The 25,449-nt window shown below is 49.9% G+C and carries 17 protein-coding genes; all 17 read left to right on the top strand.

Features of this window, described 5'->3' with window-relative positions; translation table 11 throughout:
* Nucleotides 1-2: 2 nt before the first annotated feature.
* The 17 genes from WFJ73_RS07705 to WFJ73_RS07625 all read left to right on the top strand — a co-directional run bounded on the left by WFJ73_RS07705 (nt 3) and on the right by WFJ73_RS07625 (nt 25,336).
* Nucleotides 3-1,217, top strand: coding sequence for an ABC transporter substrate-binding protein (locus WFJ73_RS07705; RefSeq protein WP_336772489.1), 1,215 nt, complete (start codon nt 3-5; stop codon nt 1,215-1,217).
* 23 nt (nt 1,218-1,240) lie between these two features.
* Nucleotides 1,241-2,122 (top strand): branched-chain amino acid ABC transporter permease, encoded by an 882-nt coding sequence (locus tag WFJ73_RS07700; RefSeq protein ID WP_336772488.1) that lies wholly within the window; start codon nt 1,241-1,243, stop codon nt 2,120-2,122.
* Between the two features lie 28 nt (nt 2,123-2,150).
* On the top strand, nt 2,151-3,977 hold the full coding sequence (locus tag WFJ73_RS07695) for a branched-chain amino acid ABC transporter ATP-binding protein/permease (protein ID WP_336772487.1): 1,827 nt from the start codon (nt 2,151-2,153) through the stop codon (nt 3,975-3,977).
* Complete coding sequence (locus WFJ73_RS07690) at nt 3,964-4,680, top strand: ABC transporter ATP-binding protein (protein WP_336772486.1); 717 nt, start codon at nt 3,964-3,966, stop codon at nt 4,678-4,680. The genes WFJ73_RS07695 and WFJ73_RS07690 overlap by 14 nt, the downstream gene beginning before the upstream one ends.
* A 30-nt stretch (nt 4,681-4,710) precedes the next feature.
* Nucleotides 4,711-5,916, top strand: a complete 1,206-nt coding sequence (locus tag WFJ73_RS07685) for an amidohydrolase family protein (protein WP_336772485.1) — start codon at nt 4,711-4,713, stop codon at nt 5,914-5,916.
* A gap of 243 nt (nt 5,917-6,159) precedes the next feature.
* A complete protein-coding gene (locus WFJ73_RS07680) occupies nt 6,160-10,035 on the top strand; it encodes a discoidin domain-containing protein (protein WP_336772484.1) in 3,876 nt (1,291 codons plus the stop codon).
* A gap of 141 nt (nt 10,036-10,176) precedes the next feature.
* Entirely contained in the window at nt 10,177-10,716 is a 540-nt protein-coding gene (locus WFJ73_RS07675; RefSeq protein WP_336772483.1) for a GNAT family N-acetyltransferase, read from the top strand.
* Nucleotides 10,717-10,882: 166 nt separating this feature from the next.
* Nucleotides 10,883-13,267 (top strand): alpha-L-arabinofuranosidase C-terminal domain-containing protein, encoded by a 2,385-nt coding sequence (locus WFJ73_RS07670; RefSeq protein WP_336772482.1) that lies wholly within the window; start codon nt 10,883-10,885, stop codon nt 13,265-13,267.
* Between the two features lie 124 nt (nt 13,268-13,391).
* Complete coding sequence (locus WFJ73_RS07665; protein ID WP_336772481.1) at nt 13,392-15,125, top strand: cache domain-containing sensor histidine kinase; 1,734 nt, start codon at nt 13,392-13,394, stop codon at nt 15,123-15,125.
* Entirely contained in the window at nt 15,100-16,551 is a 1,452-nt protein-coding gene (locus WFJ73_RS07660; protein ID WP_336772480.1) for a response regulator transcription factor, read from the top strand. The genes WFJ73_RS07665 and WFJ73_RS07660 overlap by 26 nt, the downstream gene beginning before the upstream one ends.
* 116 nt (nt 16,552-16,667) lie before the next feature.
* Entirely contained in the window at nt 16,668-18,410 is a 1,743-nt protein-coding gene (locus WFJ73_RS07655; RefSeq protein WP_336772479.1) for an extracellular solute-binding protein, read from the top strand.
* Nucleotides 18,411-18,485: 75 nt separating this feature from the next.
* The gene (locus tag WFJ73_RS07650) at nt 18,486-19,442 is read left to right on the top strand and encodes an ABC transporter permease (RefSeq protein WP_336772478.1); all 957 of its coding nucleotides are present in this window, start codon (nt 18,486-18,488) and stop codon (nt 19,440-19,442) included.
* A gap of 14 nt (nt 19,443-19,456) precedes the next feature.
* A complete protein-coding gene (locus WFJ73_RS07645; RefSeq protein ID WP_248757554.1) occupies nt 19,457-20,380 on the top strand; it encodes a carbohydrate ABC transporter permease in 924 nt (307 codons plus the stop codon).
* Nucleotides 20,381-20,411: 31 nt separating this feature from the next.
* Nucleotides 20,412-21,335 (top strand): glycosyl hydrolase, encoded by a 924-nt coding sequence (locus WFJ73_RS07640; protein ID WP_336772477.1) that lies wholly within the window; start codon nt 20,412-20,414, stop codon nt 21,333-21,335.
* Nucleotides 21,336-21,520: 185 nt separating this feature from the next.
* Complete coding sequence (locus tag WFJ73_RS07635) at nt 21,521-22,693, top strand: MGDG synthase family glycosyltransferase (RefSeq protein ID WP_336772476.1); 1,173 nt, start codon at nt 21,521-21,523, stop codon at nt 22,691-22,693.
* Nucleotides 22,686-23,900, top strand: coding sequence for an MFS transporter (locus WFJ73_RS07630; RefSeq protein ID WP_336772475.1), 1,215 nt, complete (start codon nt 22,686-22,688; stop codon nt 23,898-23,900). The genes WFJ73_RS07635 and WFJ73_RS07630 overlap by 8 nt, the downstream gene beginning before the upstream one ends.
* Nucleotides 23,885-25,336 (top strand): sensor histidine kinase, encoded by a 1,452-nt coding sequence (locus WFJ73_RS07625; RefSeq protein WP_336772474.1) that lies wholly within the window; start codon nt 23,885-23,887, stop codon nt 25,334-25,336. Before WFJ73_RS07630 ends, WFJ73_RS07625 begins: the two co-directional genes overlap by 16 nt.
* The last annotated feature ends 113 nt before the right edge of the window (nt 25,337-25,449 follow it).

Below are 25,449 nucleotides of genomic sequence, written 5' to 3'. Positions count from 1 at the left end.
AGATGAGTAAACGTTATAACCTTAAGGTATGGTGTGCGGCATGGATGGCGGTTATGGTACTGGTGCTCGCGGGCTGCGGCGGCAACAAAGCGGCTTCGGGCGATGGCAACAAAAGCGATAAACCGATTCTGATCGGCATGTCTACGGAAGCTACGGGCGATAACGCCATGAACTCTATTAATTTGTACCAGGGGGTTCAAATCGCCGTCGATCAGATTAACGCCAAAGGCGGCTTGCATGGCCGAACCGTTGAGCTAGTCGTTCGCGACACCGAGCAGAATCCTACGCGAGGCATCAGCATTATCAGGGATTTTGGGCAGAAGGAAGGCGTGCTTGGAGCAGTTGGGGGCTTTTACAGCACCGTTATGCTGGCGCAATCCCCCATTATTATGGAGGAGAAATTTCCGTTTGTCGTAGCCACCTCCAATGTTCCCGCATCGGTAGAAAGCGGCATGCCTTGGACCTTTGGCGTACGGATGAACGCGAACATTACGGCACAATACGCTTTGCAATTCATTAATAAATATTTTGCTACCGACAAAATCGCCATTCTTCATGAGAATGGCGGTTACGGCAAAGGCGCCGCCGCGGCGATGACAAAAGCGCTTGAGGAAAAGGGACTGAAGCCGGTAGCCGTGGAGTCGTTTGATAATGCCAAGGATAAAGATATGACCGCGCAGGTCAACCATGCGAAGGAAGCGGGAGCCGAAGTAATCTACCTGTTCGGGCAAGGAGCCGGCAATGGCTATGTGCTTCAAGCGATGGATAAGCTCGGCTGGAAGGTTCCGATCGTTGGCGAGAACGGCATGGCCAATAAAGGCGTGCAAGAGGTAGGCCAGCAGCTGGCAGAAGGAACTTATGCGATTCAGACAGCCAACTTTAACGTTGATCAGACCCGTGAGCCCGCGGCGGCATTTCTGAAGGATTTTACGGCGAAATTCGGCCATATTCCAACGACGTTTGCTTCCGCGGCACAAGGCTATGACGGCGCGATGATGCTGTTTCAGGCCATTGAACGCACGGAGCTGACGGGCAATCTGAAGAAAGACCGCGAGGCGGTCAAAAACACGCTGGAAACCAATCTTGGCCCGTACAGCGGGGTTATCAAGGATTGGGATCAGGCGTTCACGAAAGACAATCATGATGCAATCGACGTTCATTCGTATTTGATGTCCGTGTGGAAGGGCGGCAAGCTTGTCGTATCCGACAAACAGTAACACAGCGGAAAAGAGGGATCAGCATGTCGCTTATCTTGCAATTAATCATCAGTGGTCTTGCGGTCGGCTGCCTCTATGCCGTTATCGCTCTCGGCTACAGCTTAACCTATGTCGTAAACGGTACTCTCAATATGTCGCAAGGCCAGCTCGTCATGGTAGGAGGAGTCCTGCTGTTTGGTTTCTCCGAGCACGCGGGGCTGCCGTTTCCTCTCGCGTTTGCTGCTTCAATCCTGCTGGTAGCCTTGCTGAATCTCGTGATCGAGAGGCTGGCCATACGCAAGTTCGATAAGGGTGCGAATTCGGTTGAATGGGTGCTAAGCACAATCGCAGTCGGCATTATTATCCAAGACGTTGCTCTCTATTTCAATGGTCCGGATGAAGGGGTTGTCCCTTCTCCGGCGGGCAGCGGAATGCTTCGCATTATGGATGCCGGCATCTATTGGAAGGAGTTTATTTTATTCCCTATCGTTGGCGTGCTGCTCGCGTTGTTAATTCTGTTTTATCAAAAATCGCACTGGGGCTTGTGGCTGCGCGCAACGGCGGATAACCGGACAGCCGTTGAGATGATGGGCATTAGTAGCGGGCGTGTCGTGGCCGTTGCTTATGCATTAAGCGGATTGCTCGCGGGGATTGGCGGGGCTTTAATGTCTACGAACTATGCCGTATCCGTCGATGTAGGCTTGCCGCTTGGTCTAAAAGCCATCTCCGTCGCCATTCTGGCCGGCGTCAATAATCCCAAGGGAATCGTAGGCACGGGGCTGCTGCTTGGCGTCGCCGAGGTGTTTATCGGTCAATATATTTCGACCGCATTTCGGGAGATGTTCGTATACGGCATTGTTATTCTCGTGTTGTATTGGAAGCCGATGGGGCTGTTTAACGTTAGGAAAACAGTCGTCAAGGTATAGGGCTAGACTTGCTTAGGGGGAAGCGGAAATGAAAGATACCAGGAAAAATATAATCTTCCGCAGGTCAGCTCTTTGGGGCGGACTGCTTGCCGCAGCGGCGATTGTTTCCGCATCATGGACGGCTGATGCATATATGCTGAACTTGTTTTTTACAATCGGCATTTATGTGATTGCGTGTGTCGGCATGAATATTCTGGTCGGCTACTGCGGGATTGTCTCCATCGGCCATGCCGGATTGATGGCAGCGGGAGCGTATACGTCGGCATATGCCAGCACGCATTACGGATTGAACTTCTGGCTGTCCGCGCTTGCCGGCATTGCGGTTTCTCTGATCATCGGCAGCCTGATTGCCATTCCTACGATTAGAGCGGGGGGCGTGTATCTCTCCATGATTACCATCGCCTTCGGGGTAGTTGTGCATGAAGCGTTGATCAGATGGGATGGGGTTACAGGCGGGCCGCTTGGCATATCGGGCATTCCAAAGCCAAAGCTTGGCGGTTATGCCTTTGATCTGAAGAGCATGTATCTGCTCGTAGCGGCGGTTGCTATTGGGGCTCTTGTCCTTGCCTACAATATACGGCGATCGGCTTGGGGGAGATCCATGATCGCCACGAAGGAAAACGAGATAGCCGCGGCTTCCTTGGGTATTCGAAAGTTTAAGCCGCAATACGTTGGATTTGCCGTCAGCGCCGTTCTAGCGGGTCTTGCCGGTACGTTGTATGCCCATACGAACAGCTTTATCAGTCCGGATACGTATCATTTCCAGGCTTCGGTTCAGCTTGTGCTTATCGTAATCTTAGGCGGCTCCGGACGATTGCTGGGGCCCATCATCGGCGCAGTTATACTGGTCTTCCTGCCTGAAGTGCTGGAGATGGAGAAGCTGCGTATGGCGCTGTACGGGACGATCATGTTCGCGGTTCTTTATTTTCTCCCGAAAGGGATTATGGGAACGATGAACGATTGGCTGGAATCGCGGTTTGGCTTAAAGCTGCGTTCACAGGAAGCTGATCATAGCGGCGGTAAGGCTGATCATAGCTTACTGTTCGCAAACGATAGGAAAAAAGGCGGATTTCCGAGTGCCGCACTTCGCCTAGAGGGCATTGATAAGTCGTTCGGGGGTCTACAAGCATTAAAAGAAGTTTCGGTTGAGATTAAAGCCGGCACGATCCATTCCCTTGTTGGACCTAACGGTGCCGGGAAAACGACTCTCCTTAATGTAATCTCGGGCTTATATACGCCGGAACAAGGGGCAATGGAGCTGCATGGAGCTTCTCTCTCCGGTTCGCTGTCGTCGGTATCGGGTTTAGGCATTGCCCGGACCTTCCAGCATTCCAGGCTGTTTAAAGAACTGACCGTTCTTGAAAATGTCATGACCGGAATGACCGTAAAGGCAAGGACCGGGCTTGGAGCGGCTTTCCTTCGAACACCCGGACAACGCCGCAGGGAAGCGGATTTGCAGGAGAAGGCGCATCGGTTGCTTGATCTGATTGGTTACGACGGGAACCGGCATATGTCCGCCAGCCAATTGCCTTACGGTCATCAGCGAATGGTGGAGATTGCGAGGGCGCTTGCGACAGAGCCAAGCGTATTGCTGCTCGACGAGCCGGCTGCAGGCATGACGGCAGCCGAAATCAAGCAGTTGGAGGAGCTTCTTCAGAGACTTGTCGGTTATGGCCTCACGATCGTGCTGATCGAGCATCATATGGATTTTGTTCAGCGCGTATCCGATACCGTCACTGTTCTGGATTTCGGCAAAGTCATTGGGACGGGTAACCCTGCCCAGCTGCTGAGCGATCCGCGGGTGATACAGGCGTATTTAGGCAAAGAGGAGGTTGCTGCGGATGCTGAGCGTTAATGGCTTACACGTCAGGTATGGTCCGGTTGAAGCGTTAAAGGGCGTGGATATCGAGGTGGAGAAAGGCGAGATTGTAGCCATTATCGGTTCGAACGGCGCCGGCAAGACAACGCTTATGCAAACCATTTTAGGGCTTGTGAAGCCGCATTCCGGCAAGGTGCTGCTGGAGGGGACGGATATTACCGCGATGCCGGCAAACCGGACTGCAAACCTTGGGGTGTCACTTGTTCCGGAGGGGCGGGAAGTGTTCGGTACTTTATCGGTGCTTGAAAATATGCGGATGGGCTTAAAGCGACGGATTGGTTCAGTTCGAAAGGAGCAGTTCAACAAGGAGCTGGAGCCTTTATTTGACCGGTTCCCGAAGCTGTATGAGCGGCGGACGCAGCTTGCTTACACCTTAAGCGGCGGGGAGCAGCAGATGCTGGTTCTGGCGAGAGCGATGATCAGCAGGCCCAAGCTGCTGCTGCTCGACGAGCCTTCGCTTGGTCTTGCTCCGATTATCGTAAACGAAATTTTTGAAGCGATCTACGGTTTATCGAAGGAAGGGACATCGATTCTGCTTGTCGAGCAGATGGCTCATAAAGCTCTAAACCTAGCAAGCAGAGGATACGTGATCGATAAAGGCTCGGTCGCGATGCACGGGGATTCCGACGAGCTGCTCCGGGATGAGCGGATGGTTAAAGCTTATTTGGGAGCCCATTAGCCAACCAGAGAGGGATGAAGGTGATCAGTGATGGAAGCGAATAAAACGATAGTGCGAAACGTAAAGATCGAAGACCGGTTGTATGACTTGACTCTGGACCTGACGACAGGTTGCGTGGCAGAGATTGAAGCCAGCGGTAAAACAATGCCGTCCGCAGCGGACTTCGCGCGAGTCTGGGATGCTGACGGGCTGCTCTACCTGCCGGCCTTGTCCGATATGCATATCCATCTGGACAAACATTTTCTCGGGGAGCCGTGGAAGCCGCTGCAGCCGTTTGTTACGTTGCCCGGGCAGCTTGCGTTCGAGACTCGCATGCTGGAAGCACTGCCTACGCGTGCTGCGGTAAGAGCGCACCGGCTGCTGCAGCTTCTGCTGATGAATGGAACAACGACGATTCGGACGCATGTGGATGTTGATCCCAAGCTTGGACTTTCTCATCTGGAGGATATCCTGGAGGTCAGAGAGCATTTTAGAGGGCGGATGAATATCGAAATCGTAGCTTTTCCGCAACAGGGCCTGCTGCGGTCCCAATCCATATCTATTATGAAAGAAGCGCTTCGGGCAGGAGCGGATTACGTCGGAGGAGTTGATCCGGCCGGGCTGGACGGACAGGTTGACGCGAGCCTGGAAGCGATGTTTGAGCTCGGCACGGAGTTTAATGCCGGCGTAGATCTGCATCTGCATGACCCCGGGCATCTGGGGACCTATACGATTAGCCGATTCGCTGACTTGACCTTGAAAGCAAGCCAAAGCGGTCGTACGGCTGTCAGCCACGCCTATTGTCTCGGGCAGGTCAGTGAAGCCGAATCCCGAGAGCTGGCGCAAAAGCTTAGCGCAAGCAAAGTGGCGATTATGACCAGCGTTCCTATCGACCGTCCTATGCCGCGGGTAGATCAGCTGCTTCAGGAAGGGGTTCGGGTTCATGTCGGTTCGGACAATATTCTGGATGCGTGGAGTCCGTTCGGCAACGGAGATTTGCTTGCGCGCGGCTCGAGGCTGGCTGAAAAATTCGGCTGGATTACGGACGAACAGCTGCTGCAAACCTATCTGCTTATTTCTTCGGATTCGCTTGTTCCGAAGGTTGGAGACCGCGCTAGCTTTTCTTTGGTCAATGCCTTAAATGCCCGGCATGCTATCGCGGCTGTACCTCCCCGCGAAGCAGTTTTTTCCGGAGGCATCCTGGTAGGCGGCCGTTGGCACGTATGCGTTAGACAAGATCAAATCGTATTAGCTTAATCATTGTGATAAGCAGTGCGTCCCGAATGGATGCACTGCTTTTTTTGTTGCTCCGCATGCCCGAACATCCGGCTTGATTATCTTGGAAATACATACATTTTCCGTAGATTTGCATCTTATTGCCGCAGCCTTATCCTTCCTATAATTAGAGATATGCAAAATGAAAGGAGGACCGTTAAGGGACAACTTGTAATCGCTTCCAAGTGAAAGGCTAATCAGAGTTATCATTCGAGGAGGAATAAAATGCGCAACAAGTATGTCGCATGGCTGCTGATTGCAACGATGCTGATCACCAGCCTGTTCGTATCAATCGGCGAGCCGGTCTCTGCTGCAGGCGGACAAAATTTAACGCTGGGCAAGACCATTACGGCTAGCGGACAATCGCAAACGTACTCGCCAAACAATGTGAAAGACAGTAACCAGGCTACTTATTGGGAAAGCGCGAATAACGCGTTCCCGCAATGGATTCAGGTTGATCTAGGTGCCGTTACAAGCATCGATCAGATTGTACTGAAGCTGCCAGCTGGCTGGGGCGCGCGGACACAAACTTTGGCCGTTCAAGGAAGCGCGGACGGCTCGACGTTTTCGAATATCGTTGCTTCAACCAATTATGCGTTTGATCCAGCCATTCAGAACAACACGGTTACGATCAACTTTGCTGCGGCAAGCACCCGTTATGTCCGTTTGAATGTTACGGCAAATACCGGATGGCCGGCAGCTCAGTTATCCGAGTTCGAAATTTATGGAACAAGTACTCCCGCGACGCCTGGTACATATCAAGCGGAGTCCGCCGTTTTGTCTGGCGGAGCAAAGGTAAATACCGATCATACGGGCTTCTCCGGTACCGGTTTTGTTGACGGTTATTGGACGCAAGGGGCATCGACTGCTTTTACGGCAAGCGTCTCTTCGGCTGGAAGCTATGACGTGACTTTGAAGTACGGCAATGCCAACGGCGATTCTAGAACTGTCAGCATTTATGTGAACGGCACAAAGATCCGTCAGACTACGCTGCCTAATCTGGCGAATTGGGATACTTGGGGAACCAAGGTAGAGACGCTTACGCTTAACGCAGGCAACAACACGATAACCTACAAATACGATGCCGGCGATTCCGCGAACATTAACATTGACGAAATCAGAGTAACGGCATCCAGCTCGCCAACACCAACGCCAACACCAACACCAACACCAACACCAACACCAACGCCAACACCAACGCCAACACCAACGCCAACACCAACGCCAACACCAACGCCAACACCAACGCCAACACCAACACCAACGCCAACGCCAACGCCAACACCGCCGGCAACCGACAACATCGCGATTGGCAAGACCATGACGGCGTCCTCAAACACGCAAGCGTTTGTGGCTTCGAACGCTAACGACAACAATACAAGCACGTATTGGGAAGGCGGCAGCAACCCAAGCACGCTGACTCTTGATCTCGGCAAAAACTACGATGTCACCTCGATCGTATTGAAGCTGAATCCGGCAAGCGAGTGGAGCACGCGCACCCAAACGATTCAAGTGCTTGGCCACAATCAGACGACAACAACTTTCAGCAATCTTGTCTCATCGCAGTCTTATACCTTTAACCCGGCTTCCGGCAACACTGTGACGATACCGGTTACGGCTACGGTAAAACGACTTCAATTAAACCTGACGGCCAATTCCGGAGCTCCCGCAGGTCAAATTGCAGAGTTCCAAGTATTCGGCACGCCTGCGGCCAATCCGGATTTGACGATTACAGGCTTATCCTGGACGCCGGCTTTACCGGATGAATCCAGCGCCATAACGCTTAACGCAACGGTTAAGAATGATGGCAATGCCGGCTCCGCGGCATCTACCGTCAACTTTTACCTGAACAACGAGCTAGCCGGTTCTGCCGCAGTCACGGCATTAGCTGCCGGTGCTTCTGCTCCGGTATCCGTAAATATCGGCAGCAAGACCGCAGCAAGCTATTCGGTCAGCGCGAAAGTAGACGAGAATAATGCGATTATCGAGCTTAATGACAACAATAACAGCTATACGAATGCATCGGCCTTGGTGGTTGCGCCAATTGCAAGCGCCGACTTTGTCGGAACTACGACATGGACGCCTAACAATCCGGTAGCCGGTAATTCGATTGTCTTTACGGTTAATTTGAAAAACCAAGGTACCGTAGCTTCCGCTGGCGGCTCCCATGCCATTACCGTTGCCTTGAAAAATTCGGCCGGCTCCACGATCCAGACATTTAGCGGTTCGTATAACGGCGCATTAGCCTCGGGGGCTTCGGCTAATGTAAGCATTCCGGGCACCTGGACGGCCGTCAACGGCAATTACACCGTAACGACAACCATTGCGGCTGATGCCAATGAAGCGGCGTCCAAGCAAGGGAATAACGTAAGCACAACGAATCTGGTTGTCTATTCGGTCCGTGGAGCAAGCGTTCCGTATACCCGTTACGATACGGATGACGCAACCCGCGGCGGTGGAGCAACGCTTCAGTCCGCACCAACCTTCGACCAGGCCTTAACGGCATCCGAAGCTTCCGGGCAAAAATATATCGCGCTTCCTTCGAGCGGTTCCTATCTGCAATGGACCGTTCGGCAGGGTGAAGGCGGAGCAGGCGTGACGATGCGCTTTACTATGCCTGACTCGACGGATGGCATGGGTCTGAGCGGCTCCCTTGACGTCTATGTCAACAACGTGAAGGTAAAGACCATAGCGTTAAGCTCCTACTATAACTGGCAATACTTTTCGGGAGATATGCCGGCAGATGCTCCGGGCGGAGGAAGGCCGTTGTTCCGCTTCGACGAGGTGCATTGGAAGCTGGATACTCCCCTTCAGCCTGGTGATACCGTTCGCATTCAGAAAGGAAATGACAGCATCGAATACGGGGTAGACTTCATCGAGGTCGAGCAGGTTCCGACAGCCATTGCACAACCGGCTAATTCGGTGTCCGTTACGGACTACGGCGCGATTGCCAATGACGGGCTGGACGATCTTACAGCTTTCAAAGCTGCGGTTAATGCAGCGGTTGCAGCTAACAAAACCTTGTATATCCCTGCGGGTACCTTCCATCTGGGCAATATGTGGGAGATTGGCTCGGTCAGCAATATGATCAATAACCTGACGATTACGGGAGCGGGCTACTGGTATACGAATATCCAGTTCACGAACCCAAATGCGGCTGGCGGAGGGATTTCGCTACGGATAACGGGCAAGCTGGACTTCAGCAACGTCTACCTGAATTCCAAGCTTCGTTCCCGTTACGGGCAGAACGCGATTTACAAAGGCTTTATGGATAATTTCGGAACGAACTCCAAAATCCATGATGTATGGGTGGAGCATTTTGAATGCGGCTTTTGGGTGGGGGATTATGCTCATACGCCTGCAATTTACGCGAACGGGCTGACGATTGAGAACAGCCGCATCCGCAACAACCTGGCTGACGGAGTCAACTTCTCCCAAGGAACGAGCAATTCCATCGTTCGCAACAGCAATCTCCGCAATAACGGCGACGATGCTCTGGCGGTCTGGACGAGTAACACAAACGGCGCTCCCGCAGGCGTGAATAACACGTTCTCCTACAACACCATTGAGAACAACTGGCGAGCAGCGGGCATTGCCTTCTTTGGCGGAAGCGGACACAAAGCCGATCACAACGTTATTATCGATACCGTTGGAGGTTCCGGCGTCCGTCTGAATACGGTCTTCCCGGGTTATCACTTCCAAAATAATACGGGTATTACAATCTCGGATACGACGATCATTAATAGCGGCACGAGTCAGGACCTGTACAACGGGGAACGGGGAGCGATCGATCTGGAAGCTTCCAACGATTCGATCAAAAACGTGACCTTTACCAACATTGATATCATTAATGCGCAGCGTGACGGGATTCAGTTCGGTTACGGCGGCGGCTTCGAGAATATCGTCTTTAACAACGTGACCATTGACGGTACCGGCAAAGACGGGGTAACGACGTCGAGATTCTCGGGCCCGCATTTAGGCGCGGCCATCTATACCTATACGGGGAACGGATCGGCAACGTTTAACAATCTCGTTACGAGAAACATCGCTTACCCGAACGTGAACTACGTGCAAAGCGGATTTACGCTAACTTTTAATTAGAGGAAAGGACCACTCCGATTGGCTTGGAGTGGTCCTTATTCAAGCGCAATTTACACAATCAAAACGTGGCGTTCATACAATCCCTCATGTCCTTTTATATACTTGAGAAGACGACTTTCAAGGACTAGGGTGATAGATACGATGATTAAAAAACGAGATTTGCACGAATGCCACTCCTTGTATCAATTATTGGTTGATCCCGCTGTTTTCCCTTATGTTCGCTACAAACCCCAGTCGTATGAAGAGTATTTATTCGCAACCAAGCAGTTGATCGTCGAAGAAGAGCAGGGCACATGTATTTCAAGAACGATTCTGAATGAAATGGGACAACCCATTGGCAGTATCGACCTCTACGATATTGTTAACCATACAGGCTTCCTGGCTACATGGATCGGCATTCCTTATTTCGGCAAAGGATATAACCGGCTGGCTAAGGAGGCTTTTTTTACCGAGCTCTTTCTGGAGCATGAGATTGAAACGGTATTTATAAAAATCCGCAAGCAAAATATCCGGTCAAAAAAAGCGGTCGAGAAGCTGCCCTATGTCACCCAAGCCAATGAACTTAATCCGTATATGTATTCGCGAATCAATCATACCGAGCAAATCTACGATTTATATCAAGTAGAACGGTCTGTCTTTTTGAATAACAGCCATGTTATTCAACAGGAGATTGCGACTTGATAAAAGATAGCGTTGCAGGCAGTTATGCCCGCAACGCTATTTTTTTAATCGTTATTCGTTAACGGAAAGTACGATAGGTCAGTTTTAACGCAGGATAATGAATTGTTTTCCATGAGGCAACTCCTTAGAATCTTAAGAAAACGAGGGCAAAGGAGATCTTATCGACATGAGCACACAGCCGGCATTAACGGTACGCACGATGGAACGAGGCGCGGAATTAGGCGACTTGTTTGGCATATTTTTCGAGGATCTGAATCACGCGGCGGATGGGGGACTCTACGCGGAGCTTGTTCAGAACCGTTCCTTTGAATTTGATCCGATCGATCATCCCGATTACCATGCTTTAATGGCCTGGGAGAAGGTAGAGAGAGGCGGCGGACAGACGGCAATTACGATCGGGGAAAGCGATCCGATTAACGCGCGTAACCCTCATTATGCGGTAATTGATATTGTTGCGGAGGGCAATGGCGTTGGGATTATGAACCTTGGTTTCAACAGCGGTATTCCCGTCAAGCAAGGCGAGAAGTATTTGTTTTCCGTATTTGCGCGGCGTGATGCCAGCTTCCATGAACCTCTGACCGTCACGATTGAAGGGACAGATGGTTCCGTTTACGGTGAGACTGTCATTGAAGTGAAGTCAGCGGATTGGACGAAATATGAAGCTGTAATAACGTCCGCTGCAACCGATACGAGTTGCCGCCTTGTTCTTGTGACAAAAGGGAAAGGGAAGCTGTACCTCGATATGGTATCCCTTTTCCCGGAAAAAACTTACCTTAACCGGCCGGGGGGATTAAGAGAGGATATTGCGAAGCTTCTTGCCGACTTGAAGCCGAAGTTTATGCGTTTCCCTGGCGGATGTCTTGTGCATGACGGTTCCCTGAACCCGGATGACCGGAACTCGATGTACCGGTGGAAAAACACGATAGGCCCAGTTGAGCAAAGACCGGCTAGAAGGAACAACTGGCGTTACAATCAGACGCTGGGCCTCGGTTATTATGAATATTTTCAATTATGCGAAGACATTGGCGCCAAGCCAATCCCGATTCTGCCGGGCGGATATGATCCGCATCACAACCGAATCGTGCCGATTGAGGAGCTGTCGCCATGGATCCAGGATGCGCTAGACCTCATCGAATTCGCTAACGGCGATGCTTCAACTACGTGGGGAGCGATTCGCGCGGAGCTGGGTCACCCGGAGCCGTTTGGGCTTGAGTATATCGGAATCGGCAACGAAGAGGTCGGGGAGCCGTTTTTCGAACGTTACCCGTACTTCCATCGCGCCATCAAAGAGAAGTATCCGGCTATGAAGGTGATTAACTCCTCGGGGCCATTTGCCGCGGGAACGGAATATGAACGCGGCTGGCAATCTGCCAGAGAGCATCAATCGGATCTGGTGGACGAGCATTATTACTGTTCGCCGGAATGGTTCCTGGCTAACTACCATCGCTATGACAACTTCAAAGCGGATGACCCGAAAGTTTTCCTGGGCGAATATGCGTCTTGGGGGAACACGTATTACAACGCCCTTGCCGAAGCGGTTTATATGACGGGGCTTGAGAAAAACGCGCATGCCGTAGGGCTGGCCTGCTATGCACCGCTCCTGTGCAACGTCGATTACGTGAACTGGAAGCCGGATATGATCTGGTTCAACAATCATGAGGTTTATGGCACGCCTAACTATTATGTGCAGAAGCTGTTCATGCATCATCAAGGGGATCAGCTCATAACGGTTGAAGCGAGTGGTCTGGAAGCTCCTCCTCAAGATATAAAGAAGCCGATTAATGGGGCTTTATCCCTTGAGACGGATCGCTGCTCCTTCCGCTATTGGGATATCGTGCTGGTGAACAACGACAACGGGGAAGTAAAAGAGCTGAACGGAGGCTTGCCTTGCACACTCTCCGATACGGAAGAAGACAGACTTAACGGGACGTCGGTCCGGGCAATTGATCTAGGAGAGACGGATTGGGAGAACTATACGATAACCCTGAAAGCCCAAAGAATCAGCGGACCTAAAGGCTTTAATCTCAAGTTTGGCCAAACGGACGAGAAGAATAAGCGAATCTGGGAGTTTGGCGGCTGGCAGAATCAGGATTCGATTATTGCCTCCAATATCAATGGGAGAGGCTCCGTCCTCACCCAAAGCATTTTTAACGTGGAAGATCATAAAGAATACGCATTGAAACTGGAGGTGTCGGGTCGTCGGATACGCGCATGGATTAACGGCGAGCTCTACAATGAGACGGAAGATACGCAGCCGGTCATCGAGCCTTTGTATTATTCCGCCAGCTATGACCGGGCAACCGGCGATACCATCGTGAAGGTTGTGAATGTGCAGGACATCTCGGTTAACGTTGACGTCGTGCTGGAAGATCTGCAGAAGCCGCTTCTGATTATTGAAGTCCACGAGATGTCCGGCCATTCGCTGGATGACGAGAATACATTCGAAGCACCTGATCGGGTATCTCCGAAGCAGTGCGAAATTCGTGCCCAAGGCAACCGGTTTGCGTACAGTTTTCCTAAGCATTCCATTACGGTATTCAGAGTGAAATAGAGCAAGCATTCAAAAAAATCGCCTTAAAAAGCGGTTTTTTTGTTGTTTCGTCCATTTGGGGGTTATAAAGCCGCTATTCGAAAAGGGGATTGTTATGCTGAACCGGATAAGGAAGCCCAGCTTGATGAGGCAAATCTTGATCTTGATTGCGCTTATGCTGGTTACGCTGCTTATTACTTATATCATTACGAACCGCGTTGCCCAGCAAATTATCGAACGGAAGGTAACCGCATCCGTTAATACCATCCTGCAACAGGTCAACGAGAAGATGACGAGCTTTGACAGCGACATGCAAGGAATATCCACCTTCTTGTTTTACAGCCCTACCGTGCAGACCTATGTCAATACGGACGATATGCTGGACCGGGTACTGATGAACCGCGAAGTGCTGTCGGTATTCGCCAACACGATGTCGATGAAATCCAATATAAGGGGGATTCAGCTATACGACCGAAGCGGGAAGCTGATGACAAGGCTTGGCGAGGGCCAGGACGAGACGACGGCTCCCGTACAGACGATGTCCTATTCCGGCCTGGTTAATCTGGATGACCGCCCTACGGAGCATTTTTATATTATTACGGCTCCAATCTACGGACTGGACAGCAACCATATCGCAACGGAATACCGGGGGACAGGCCGATACGTGATGGATGTCTCAAACCTGAGCCCGATTCTGAGGAGCGCAAAAGTTACGGCCAACTCGCGGGTTATGCTATTGGACCGGAATGATCATATCTTAACCAGCGAAGGCAAGGTGTCCAGCAGCGATTCGGTGAACGTAGGCAAGTGGAAAGCAAACTCGAAGTTTATCGTCCAGTCGATTACGCTTGCTCCTTCCGGCTGGAAGCTGATCAGTATCATTCCGAAGAGCGAGCTGCTTAACGAGCTGGGAACGGTTAAACGGATTAATATTACAACCTACGCCATTATGTTCGGTATTTTGTGTATGTTTCTGCTGATTTTCTTCACCCGAATTCTCAAGCCGATCAAATCGTTAATGGATTTCATCAAGTCTTATCCGAAAAACGGAGAGGATAGCCGCTATCAGGTCGTTCACAAAAACGAGATTGGCGTGCTTGGCCAAAAGCTGAATAATATGCTCGACGAAATTAGCGAGTTAAGCGATGAGGTCCGCTCTACCCAAATCCGGATGCTGGAAATTGAGCTGTCCAAAAAACAAATGGAAATATCGGCTTTCCGGAACCAGATTAATCCGCATTTTCTCTATAACACGCTGGAAAGCATCCGCGCCATGGCCTTTTACCATAATGTCCGCGATATTGCGGATATTTCGGAGTCGCTGTCGCGCATGTTCCGCTATGCGGTGAAAGGGAGCAACTTTGTGACGATTGCGGAGGAGCTGGCCCACATTAGGGAATATGCGAGAATTATTGATTTTCGATTCAGGGGGCGGTTTAAGATCGTTATCCGCTGCGAAGAGAATTTATTGAACGAGACGATGCTCAAAATGCTTCTGCAGCCCCTTGTTGAAAACGCGGTATTTCATGGGCTGGAGCGGAAGTTAGGTGAAGGTGAAGTATTGATCGATATTCATAAATCCGCCGATCATCGGGTCGGGGTTCTTGTTCAAGATAACGGCTACGGCATGAGCGAGAGCCAGATGCAAGAATTAAAGGAAGGCCTTATCGGCGATCAGGACTTCGCGTCAGGGGAACAGGGTAAGCAGAAGGGTATCGGGATTTCGAATATCTATAACCGGACGCATCTATTCTATGGCGAAGCTGCAACGCTTGAGGTTGACAGCATGTTAAATGAAGGGACGAGCGTCAGGATTTCTTTCCCGTCGTACGTCATCGAGGGAGGAACCGAACATGTATCGCGTGTTAATCGTGGATGATGAGCCTTGGGTAGCTTACGGCATATCGAAACTTATTGATTGGGAGTCGGAAGGGTTTCGGGTTATTGGCGAAGCTTACGACGGTTCATCGGCTTTGCAGTTTATTGAAGAGCATCAGCCTGAAGCGGTTGTCTCGGATATCCGGATGCCGGGGCTTAACGGAATTGAACTGCTGAATGAAATAGCTAAGCAGAAGCTCGGGACGGAAGTTATTCTTGCGAGCGGGTATTCCGAATTTGAATATGCCCAGCAGGCGCTAAGGCTAGGCGCATTTGATTATTTGCTTAAGCAAATCGAGAAGGATCAGCTGCTCGAAACGATCGTGCGTTTGAGAGGCCATTTGGAGCAAAAAAAGCTGGATGCCGGCGACCCCGATGCACCGCTGAACGATTTGTTTGAGCTGCTGGATGCCGACGGCCATACCACGATTGGTCAGTACCTAGGCAACCGGGGAATGAAGCCCGAGCATCCGAATGTTCTGCTTATAAACGCTCTATTTCCGTATGCCACGGTGACGGATTCCTCCGAGAGAGTTGCGGAATTGTCCGCGATGAATGCCCATGTCATGAGAACAGGCTCTAACAAGCTGTCTTATATTTTGCAATATGATGAAGCCGTGCATGCCAAGGAACTGCTGGATTTTATAACCGGCAGTCTTAATGATGCGAGCCATATCGGAATCAGTATGCCGGCGGATTTGTCTTATCCGCTCTCAAAGATGTTTCAAGCGGCAGATATCGCGTTATTCACTTCATGCTTTTATCCGGATCAGCGCATCGTCCGTTATAAAGAGCATGAGGCAACGGCCGCCGGAATCTCGGGAACTATGCTGCAGCTGGAGCTGAGCATGAAAGAACGAAAATTAACCGGCATGCAGGAATGCCTTCAGCGCCTTATGGAGCAATGTCGCGGCATGCAGCTGGATCAATTCACTAGCGTGTACAATCAGATCATCTCGCTTATCCATAAATATTACAGCCAGGCAAGCCCGCAGCAGGATATGGAATTTTATACTTACGATCAGCTGGCGAGGACCTATTCTTCTATAGATGCCGTATTTGAAAGGTTGAAGTCCGGCTTCGAGGTGGAAGGAACGCCCGATCTCCCGGTAATAAGCGGGCAGGTGAAAGCCGTAATGGACTATATCGATTCAAGCTTTACGGAGGATATCATGCTGGGGGCAATCGCCAAACGTTTTAATCTGAGCCTTAGCTATCTTAGCTTCCTTATTAAGAAGGAGACGGGAACCTCTTATTCGGACTATATTACGGGCAAAAGAATCGCGCTTGCAAAAGAGCTGCTCAAGGAAAGCTCCATATCCGTTCACGAGGTTGTGGAGCGTGTCGGCTACAAGGACTATTTTCATTTCAACAAGCTGTTTAAAAAAAACGTCGGGCTAACGCCAAGCAAGTTCAGAAAAATATGAAAGCGCTATCTACAATCCGCACCAATTTGCAAAATTACAAACATATGGCTATGGACTGGATCCAACTATCATGAGAAGGGTAAGAGCCATTACAAGTCTTAAGGGGGAACAAAGGTATGAGAAAGCATTACAGCTTGTGGACGGTCATGCTATTGTCTTGTTCGATTGCGCTTTCAGCCTGCAGTTCGAATCAACCGAATAACAGCCAGGAAGGAACGAATAACGCGGCAGCCAATTCCGCGGAACCGTCTTCCTCAAGCGGCGCGGCGGAGAATACAGCTCCGGTCAAGCTGACGTGGTTCTCTGACGTAAGCGGATGGAATCCGCCGTCGCCATGGAATTCGGATCCCAATTCGGTAGAAGGGACGATTACAAGCAAGACCGGTTTATCGTTCGAATTCAACATTCCGGCTCAGGATGCGGGTACGAAGTTAAGCCTGATGCTTGTCTCGTCCAATAAGCTGCCGGACATTATGACGCTGACGGACGGCACGCTGGAGAAGAAGCTGATTGACGCGGGCAAAGTATGGAATCTGGACGAATTTCTGAAAAAATATAATCCGTCCTCTCCGCTGCTAACGAACTTTCCGCAAGATCTGAAGCAAGCCTTAACCGAGCGCGACGGCGGCTGGTATGCCTATCCGAGTCATATGGATACGCAGGATGCCCGCAAGATTTATCCGCCATCCAGTGAATATTACTCCGATGCGGCAAAGTACCGCAACAATAACTCCATTATGTTCAATCAGGAAATTATGCAGCAAGCGGGTATTACGGAGGATGAGTTAAAGACGGAGGACGGAGTGCTTGCGGCTTTCGAGAAAGTGAAGGGGCTGAAAATCGATGGAGCGCCCGTTATTCCCCTGATGATTAACGGGAAAGATTATCAAGGCTTATCGGTTGGCGGAACTGGACACGGCGGCACTCTAGGTACGCTGGAAGCCATGTTCGGAGCTATGCCGGTCGATAAGGACGGCAATTATCGCGACGTGATCCTGGCCCCGGAAACGAAGCATGCGCTTGATTTCCTGTACAAAGCGGCCAAAGCAGGCGCCTTTGATCCAAGCCAGATGACCGTGGACGATACATCCACGAAAGCATCCGTCAAGACTGGCCGCGTATTCAGCTTCATCGGCAACTCGGCCAATACCGGATTTACGGACGAGAACGCGGTTGGCACGTGGATTACGCCAGGACCAATGTTGTCGAATGAGGGAACAAAGCCGGTGGCAGGCCGCTCCATGAAGGCGGGAACCGGTTGGATGAATACGTTTATTTCCAAGGATGCGCCTAACCCGGAGAGAATTGCCAAGTGGCTTGATTTCATGACCAGCAACGAAGGACTTTTGCTTAACTATTACGGCTTCGAAGGAACCGACTATACGCTGGACGCGAACGGACTTGTCGTACAGACGGAGCAAGGTCTGAAGGATGCGGCCGATTATTCCAAAACTGGCGTATTTGCCTTCTGGCCGTTCCACAATATTGCCTGGCATGACCATGCGACGGTTGCTCCTACCTCCAATAAAGGGGCGGACAGCGTCATGGCGATGCAGGTGCAGACAACAATAGGCAAAAACTCCGAAATTTACGATTCTTCAGCATTGATTATGCCTAGCAATTTCATTGAAGCCGGCAGCAAGATGGCCAATGATCAGCTGCAAATCAAGACGTACCTGGAAGCCCAAATCTCCAAAATCGTATTGGCTAAAGACGATGTTACAAGGGATAAACTCTATGACGATATGATCGCTCAGGTGAAGAAGATGGGAATCGAAGATATCAATGCGAAGATCAACGAGCAGTTCCATAAGCAGCAAGAAAGCTACGGTACAACGATTAAAGGGATCAATTCTTAAGTAGTGGATCAAGGGGATCGTGTCAAAGCCGAAAGCTTCGGCATGATCCGCCCTTGAGCAGGAGGGAGTCAGCTGATGAATCCGTCGGATAAAAAAAGGAAGAAACAAAAGGGCTATGCGCTGCAATCCGACTTGCGAACGCAGACCGAGCTGGCGGTTATGATTGGGCCAGGCGTGATCTCCATTATCGTATTCAGCTTTTTGCCGCTGTTTGGTCTGCTGATGGCCTTCAAGCATTATGACCCGATCAGCGGAGTTAAGGGGATTTTCACAAGCCCATGGAATCATTTCGATAACTTCAAGCTGATCTTTGATAACTTTCAATTTTGGCCCATGGTCAAAAATACGCTCGGCATCAATCTGATCGGGTCGCTTGTTGGTATACCCGTTACGATTATTTTCGCTTTGCTGCTTAACGAAATCGTCGGTACGAAGTTCAAATCGGCTATTCAGACCATTACCTACCTGCCGCATTTCTTGTCCTGGGTTATTTATGGCGGCTTGTATATTACGCTTCTGAATCCGCAGGAAGGGATTATCAACTATCTGCTGGTCCATCTGCATCTGGTGAACGAGCCGCTCCAATTTCTGTCCGATCCCAGCTATTTCTGGGGTCTGGCCATCGTGACCAATCTGCTTAAGGACCTCGGCTGGGGAGCGATTCTGTATTTGGCTGCAATGTCCGGCGTCGACCAATCGTTATACGAAGCAGCGGCAATAGACGGAGCGGGACGGTTCAAACGGATGTTTCATATTACGCTGCCAGGAATCATGCCAACCTTAATGATCATGATCATTTTCGCCGTAAGCGGCATGCTGAACAATAACTTTACGCAAATTTATGTCTTGCAGAACTCCTTGAATATGCCAGCCAGCCAAGTAATCGATACGTACGTCTATCAGACGGGCTTGCTGAATTTTCAGTTCGATGTCGCAACGGCTATCGGATTAATGAAGTCCGTGCTTGCGCTTGTCCTGCTTGTGGGAGCTAATTATGCTTCGAAAAAAATTACAAAATCAGGTCTGTTCTAAGGAGGCATCCCGGTATGGTTGGAGGAAAGTCTCTAGGAGACCGTACATTTTCCGTTACGAATACAGTGATCATGGTCGTGATCATGATTGTGACCGTATATCCTTTTTGGTACGCCATCATTAGTTCCCTGAACAGTGGGATCGATCTGCAGCGCGGACCGGTGTTTTTATGGCCTCGCATTTTTACTTGGGCGAGCTGGCGCGCGGTTCTGGCCGATCCGGGTCTGCTCAGCGCAGCGTGGATTACGATATCCCGTACCGCGTTCGTAACGATCATCTCGATTTTTTATACGGCGATGTTCGCATACGCCTTCTCGCGTCCCTACTTAAAGTGGAGAAAATGGTATATGGCGCTTGGATTTACGAGCATGTATTTCAGCGGCGGGCTTATTCCATCTTTTTTATTGATTAACTGGCTCCATCTCTATGATAATTATTGGGTATACATTATTCCTTCTTTGTTTGGCGGCTTCTGGAACGTTATTATCTTGAATGCGAACTACAAAGCGATTCCGGATGCCTTGTTTGAATCCGCCAAGCTGGACGGGGCAAGCGAATTCTCGATCTTCCTGCGCCTTGTTCTGCCGCTGTCCAAGCCGGTATTGGCGGCGTTATCGATCTTTACGGCGGTCGGAATTTGGAACGATTACGGAACAACGCTTTACTTTACGCAATCCAATGACCTACAGACCCTGCAGTATTTAATTCTGAAGCTGCTTCAGACAAGCTCGGCGGTAGAACAGCTGTCAAGCTCGGCCTCGCTGTCCAATCCCGCGGTATCCGAACTGCTGTCTCTGGCGCAAGGACAAGGCGAAATTACTTCGCGTACGATCGAATTAGCCTCTATGGTAATCGCGTCGATTCCGATGATTGTCATGTACCCGTTTGCGCAGCGGTTCTTTATTTCGGGCGTATTGCTAGGTTCGGTAAAAGGTTAATTCCAACTGGGAACGGAGAGGAAAAGCGGCTATGAAAGCACCTTTATTCAGAGATCCGATCTATGACGGGGCAACGGATCCTACCGTCATCTATAACCGGGAAACAAAAGAATGGTGGATGGTTTATACGAGCAGACGGGCAACCGCGGAAGGTCCCGGAGTGGCCTGGGTGCATGGCTCTGATCTTGGAGTCGCGACGTCCGCGGATGGCGGACGGAGCTGGGTTTACCGGGGGACGCTTCAAGGGCTTGATTTCGAGTGGGGGCGCAATACGTTCTGGGCGCCGGAAATCTATTGGCATGACGGCGTCTATCATATGTACGTCAGCTATATCCAAGGCATACAGATTGCATGGACGGGAGACCGCCGGATTATTCATTATACAAGCAAAAACCTTATCGACTGGCAATTGGAAGGACCGCTTTCCTTAAGCTCGAATCGCGTGATTGACGTCTGCGTCCATGAGCTTCCGGGAGGCGGCTTCCGGATGTGGTACAAAGATGAAGAGCATGGATCGGCCACTTACGCGGCGGATAGCGAGGATTTGTACCATTGGCATAGCGCCAGACCCGTTCTCACGCATCGCGGGCATGAAGGACCTAATGTATTCCGCTTCAAGGGCAGCTATTGGATGATAATCGACGAATGGAGAGGGCAGGGCGTTTACCGTTCCGATGATTTGGATAATTGGGAACGGAACGGGATGATTCTCGAAACCCCGGGCGTCCGTAAGGATGACGAATGGATCGGCCATCATGCGGATGTGGTCGTCTCCGGAGACGAAGCGTATGTCTTCTATTTCACCCACCCGGGACGCAACGGGATGCAGGAGGGCGCGAAAGAAGGCTACGAGCAGCGCCGGTCATCCGTTCAAGCAGCACGGCTCGATGTGCGGGACGGGATTCTCGTATGCAACCGCGACGAGGATTTTGAGATGAACCTAACAGCAGAATAACGGCAGTACACGGAACTATTCTATTGGTCAATGACCTTTGGAATAGTTCTTTTTTTCTTTTTCACAAGATCCTATTCCTTAATATTGTGGGCATTTGAATTAAGAAACTGTTAATAAGTCTTTCACCGGGAATAAAGGTTTGCAGGCTAGACTGACTTCAAGATCAGAGATTAGGAGCTGAGGATATGAAGTCGGATTCGAAAATTGTCATCGTCTATTCTTCATTCGGAGACGGCCACGTCAAGGCTGCGCATGCGCTGGAGGAGTCGTTATTATGGCTTGGATACCACAACGTTACATTAATCGATTTATTCGATGCAACGCATCCTCGATTAAACTCGGCTGTGCGAATGCTGTATTTGAATAGTACGATTTATACGCCTAGAGCGTATGGCCTTTTTTACGATGTTACCAACATCAACCGGCCAAGCCGTGTTTTAAGCAGGATGAATCATTTCTATGGGATGAAAAAAATGAAAAAAGAATGGGAGATCGAGCGTCCGGCATTAATCATCCATACTTTTCCTTATCTTGCTGCGGATGAGCTGCGGTATGAGCTTGGACATGACATTCCAACTGTAACGGTAATTACCGATTATGTTCTGCACAGTCGATGGCTTCATGAGAATACAAGCCAATATTGTGTGGCTAGTGAACAGCTTAAGATGTCGTTAAACAAAGCAGGTGTTCCTGATCATAAGATTACCGTTACGGGTATACCGATCCGCTCTACGTTCAAGCCGTCTTCAAGCCGTGCATGGCTCTGCGAACGTTGGGGATTCGATGCAGGCCGCTCGCGGGTGCTTGTTATGGCAGGTGCATATGGGGTTCAGCGCTCCGTAAAGGAGATGATCGATACCATTCTTCAAGAAACGGACAGTGATGCGATCATCGTATGCGGCAAAAACGAAAAGCTGCAAATGAAGCTCGCATCTGTTTTCTTAGATAACAACAGAGTATCGATTATCGGCTACACGAATGAGATTCATGAGTTAATGGCCATTTCTGACTGCCTGCTTTCTAAAGCAGGAGGAATTACGTTAACCGAGGCTCTCGCAATGACTCTTCCGACCATTGTCTATAAGCCGCTGCCAGGGCAAGAAAAAGGAAATGCTGTCCATTTGTCATCCGTTGGGGCAATTGGTATCTCTTATAAGCCTGAACAATTGGCCGAGCAATTGCGTCATGCGTTAAGTCCAGCCGGAGCAAAGGCAATGAAGGCTGCGATAAATGCCGTATACTGTGAAAATTCAGCGCTGCGCATCGCTGCGGAAGCAGTAAAATTAACCGATATGAAGGGGCAAAGACGACCGGGCATTGTGCCTCAAGAAAGAAAGGCCGTGCACGTTCATGTTTAGCTTTAAAGTACGGCTGCCCCGATCGCAATTCCGGTATTCTCTAGCTTTCCTGTTACTGTTTGCTGAATGGGTGAGGGGAGCGTATCTCATCGCTTTCTTACCTAACCTGGTGGACGAGAAGCTTCAACTGCCTGGATCCATCGTTGGTCTGGCGGTTTCCGTACATTATTTAACAGACAGCTTGAGCAAAACATTTATCGGATATTTAATGGATCGGTATGGAACTCGGATTGTTATGCATGGAGGATTAATCCTAGCTTTAGTCGGCCTCACTATAGCTTTAATGACCAAAACATCAGAAGGGCTGATCATAACATCGTCGGCTTTAATGGGCTTAGGGTTATCTCCGGTGTGGCTTATTTGCATGAAACAGGTGAACGGACCAAATAGGGCGGAACAAGTGGGGAAATTGTATGCCTACTGGATGGCAGGTCTTGGTCTGGGGCCTGTCCTCTTTAATTTCGTGCTGGATGCGGGAGGGATATATGGCGATATGTTGCTGGTTCTGGCATTGGCGATGGGTTGGACAGCGGGCACGTTTGGATGCAGGGTCATGGTTAATAACGGCAAGGTGACTACTCCTCTGTCGGTTATTTCGCAATTGAGAAATGTCGCATCCTACATGAAAAATAATCCATACCTGCTGCCGGCAATCGTATTGCAGACTACAGGTGCAGGCATCGTCGTTCCATTTCTGAGCTTATTTGCTTTAGAGCGGCTCGGGTTATCTCATTCGGAGCTGTCGCTTGTCATGATTTTGGGAGGTGCTTGTGTCGTGTTACTGCTTGTCCCGATGGGCAAATGGTACGACTCCTCCGGCAGCCGGTGGTTTCTCGTTGGAGGTTTTGGCTTATTCGCCGTAACGTTAGTTGCTCTGACCGGCGTGGATACACTTTCCTTGACCGTAATACTCGTTGCAGTTATGGGTTTATCTTACGCGATGCTGCTTCCTGCCTGGAATGCTTTAATGTCCAGACATATTCCGAATGATGCTCCCGGTACGGGATGGGGAGTGCTTTCAACGATTGAAGGCTTAGGTGTCGTTGTAGGTCCTTTGATCGGGAGCTGGGTTTATGCGAACGGGAATTTAGCCACACCTTTTCACGTTAGCGCTTTATTGTTTAGCGTAATTGGATTTTCCTATTTGCTTATGCCGTCCAAGTTGTTTATTCAATCCAAGGAGCATTCTTCATGTCCATCCGATTGAAGCTGTTATTGTCGTATCTGGTAATGCTGGTGGTGCCGTTATTAACGATCCTGCTGACATCCGGGCTGTTGGTCGTTGTCTTTCAAGGAGATCTTCACAAAATTAAGCTCATATATGAGACGAAAATCGAGGGATTTGAAGAAAAGGATTACCATCGATTGATCAAGCATTCCATAGAACAGAACCCCGAATTGCTAACGGATTCAAACTATTTGCATGACTTATCGGATCAGCTGTCTTCCATAGATACGTACCTCTATATTCTGGAGGGCAGCCGCAAGGTTTATTTGTCTGAAGGGATTCGCTTGAAAACGGGCCTTTTAGCCGCTTTACCGAAATCGTCTCACGCTGAAGCACGTTTTGTATCACCGGCGAAGCCATACGGTAACAATGAGTTTTATCACTATGTTCGCTATGATCTCCAGAACAAAGGAAGCCACTTCCGTCTATATTTGATTACGAAGGTGGATCCGATCGTTTATTATTCCAAAAAATATGCGCCTTACTTGCTTATCTCAGCACTTTTTGTGCTTATTGTTACAAACGTACTCTTAACCTTGTATATGTCCAGACATATCATAAAACCGATTATGTCACTGCGCCGATCAGCTGTATTATTTACCCAAGGCAATCTTAATCGTCCGGTGAATGTGAAGGGCAAGGACGAGATCGGCCAACTCGGCAAGGCTTTCGAGGATTTGAGGACTCGGCTAATCCATTCGATAGAGGTACAGGCACAATATGAAACCAATCGCAAAGAGCTGATTGCAAATATTTCACATGATTTGAAAACTCCGATCACTTCCATTCGGGGATACGTGGATGGCTTATTGGAAGGAGTAGCTGTTTCGCTGGAGAAAACGGATAAATATTTACGGACGATCTCGGTAAAGGCTGCCGAAATGGATCGGTTAATTGATGAATTGTTTTTATATTCCAAGCTTGATATGGATCGGATGGCTTTTTCATTTGAGACGGTCAACATTTCCGCATTTTTGAATGATTGGGCTGAGGATTTGGCTTTTGATCTGGATAAAGCGGGGGTCTTACTCTATTCGGATTTTCAGTTAGCGGACATGGCTGTAATGAACGTAGACCGGGATTCATTCCGGCGCGTTCTGTCGAACATTATTCAAAACAGTCTGAAATTTATGGATAAAACCGATAAAGAAATTCGTCTAATCGCGTATACCGGGAATGACAGCCTGCTTTTGATGGTGGAGGATAATGGTAAGGGTATTCCGAAAGAGGCGCTTCCCTTTGTATTCGAACGCTTCTACCGGGCTGATCTTTCGAGGAACGCCGAAATTAAGGGCAGTGGTCTAGGTCTTGCCATCGCAGAGCGAATCATACTGGAGCATCATGGAACGATCCGGGCTGAAAGCACGGAAGGCGCAGGTACCCGTATCATCATAACGATACCACTTCTAAGGTAAGGAGGCGCGGAATTTGAATAACAATCGAATATGAATAGTCGAGGATGATCGAGCCATTGCAGAGCTGCAGAGAGATTATTTGGAGGAGAAAGATCCCCAGAAATCCCGTGTTT

It is taken from the genome of Paenibacillus sp. MMO-58 (genome assembly GCF_037146255.1).
In the GTDB taxonomy this organism is placed as follows: Bacteria; Bacillota; Bacilli; order Paenibacillales; family Paenibacillaceae; genus Pristimantibacillus.
Note: the sequence above shows the minus strand (reverse complement) of the source record. Positions and strands in the feature narration are given on the sequence as shown.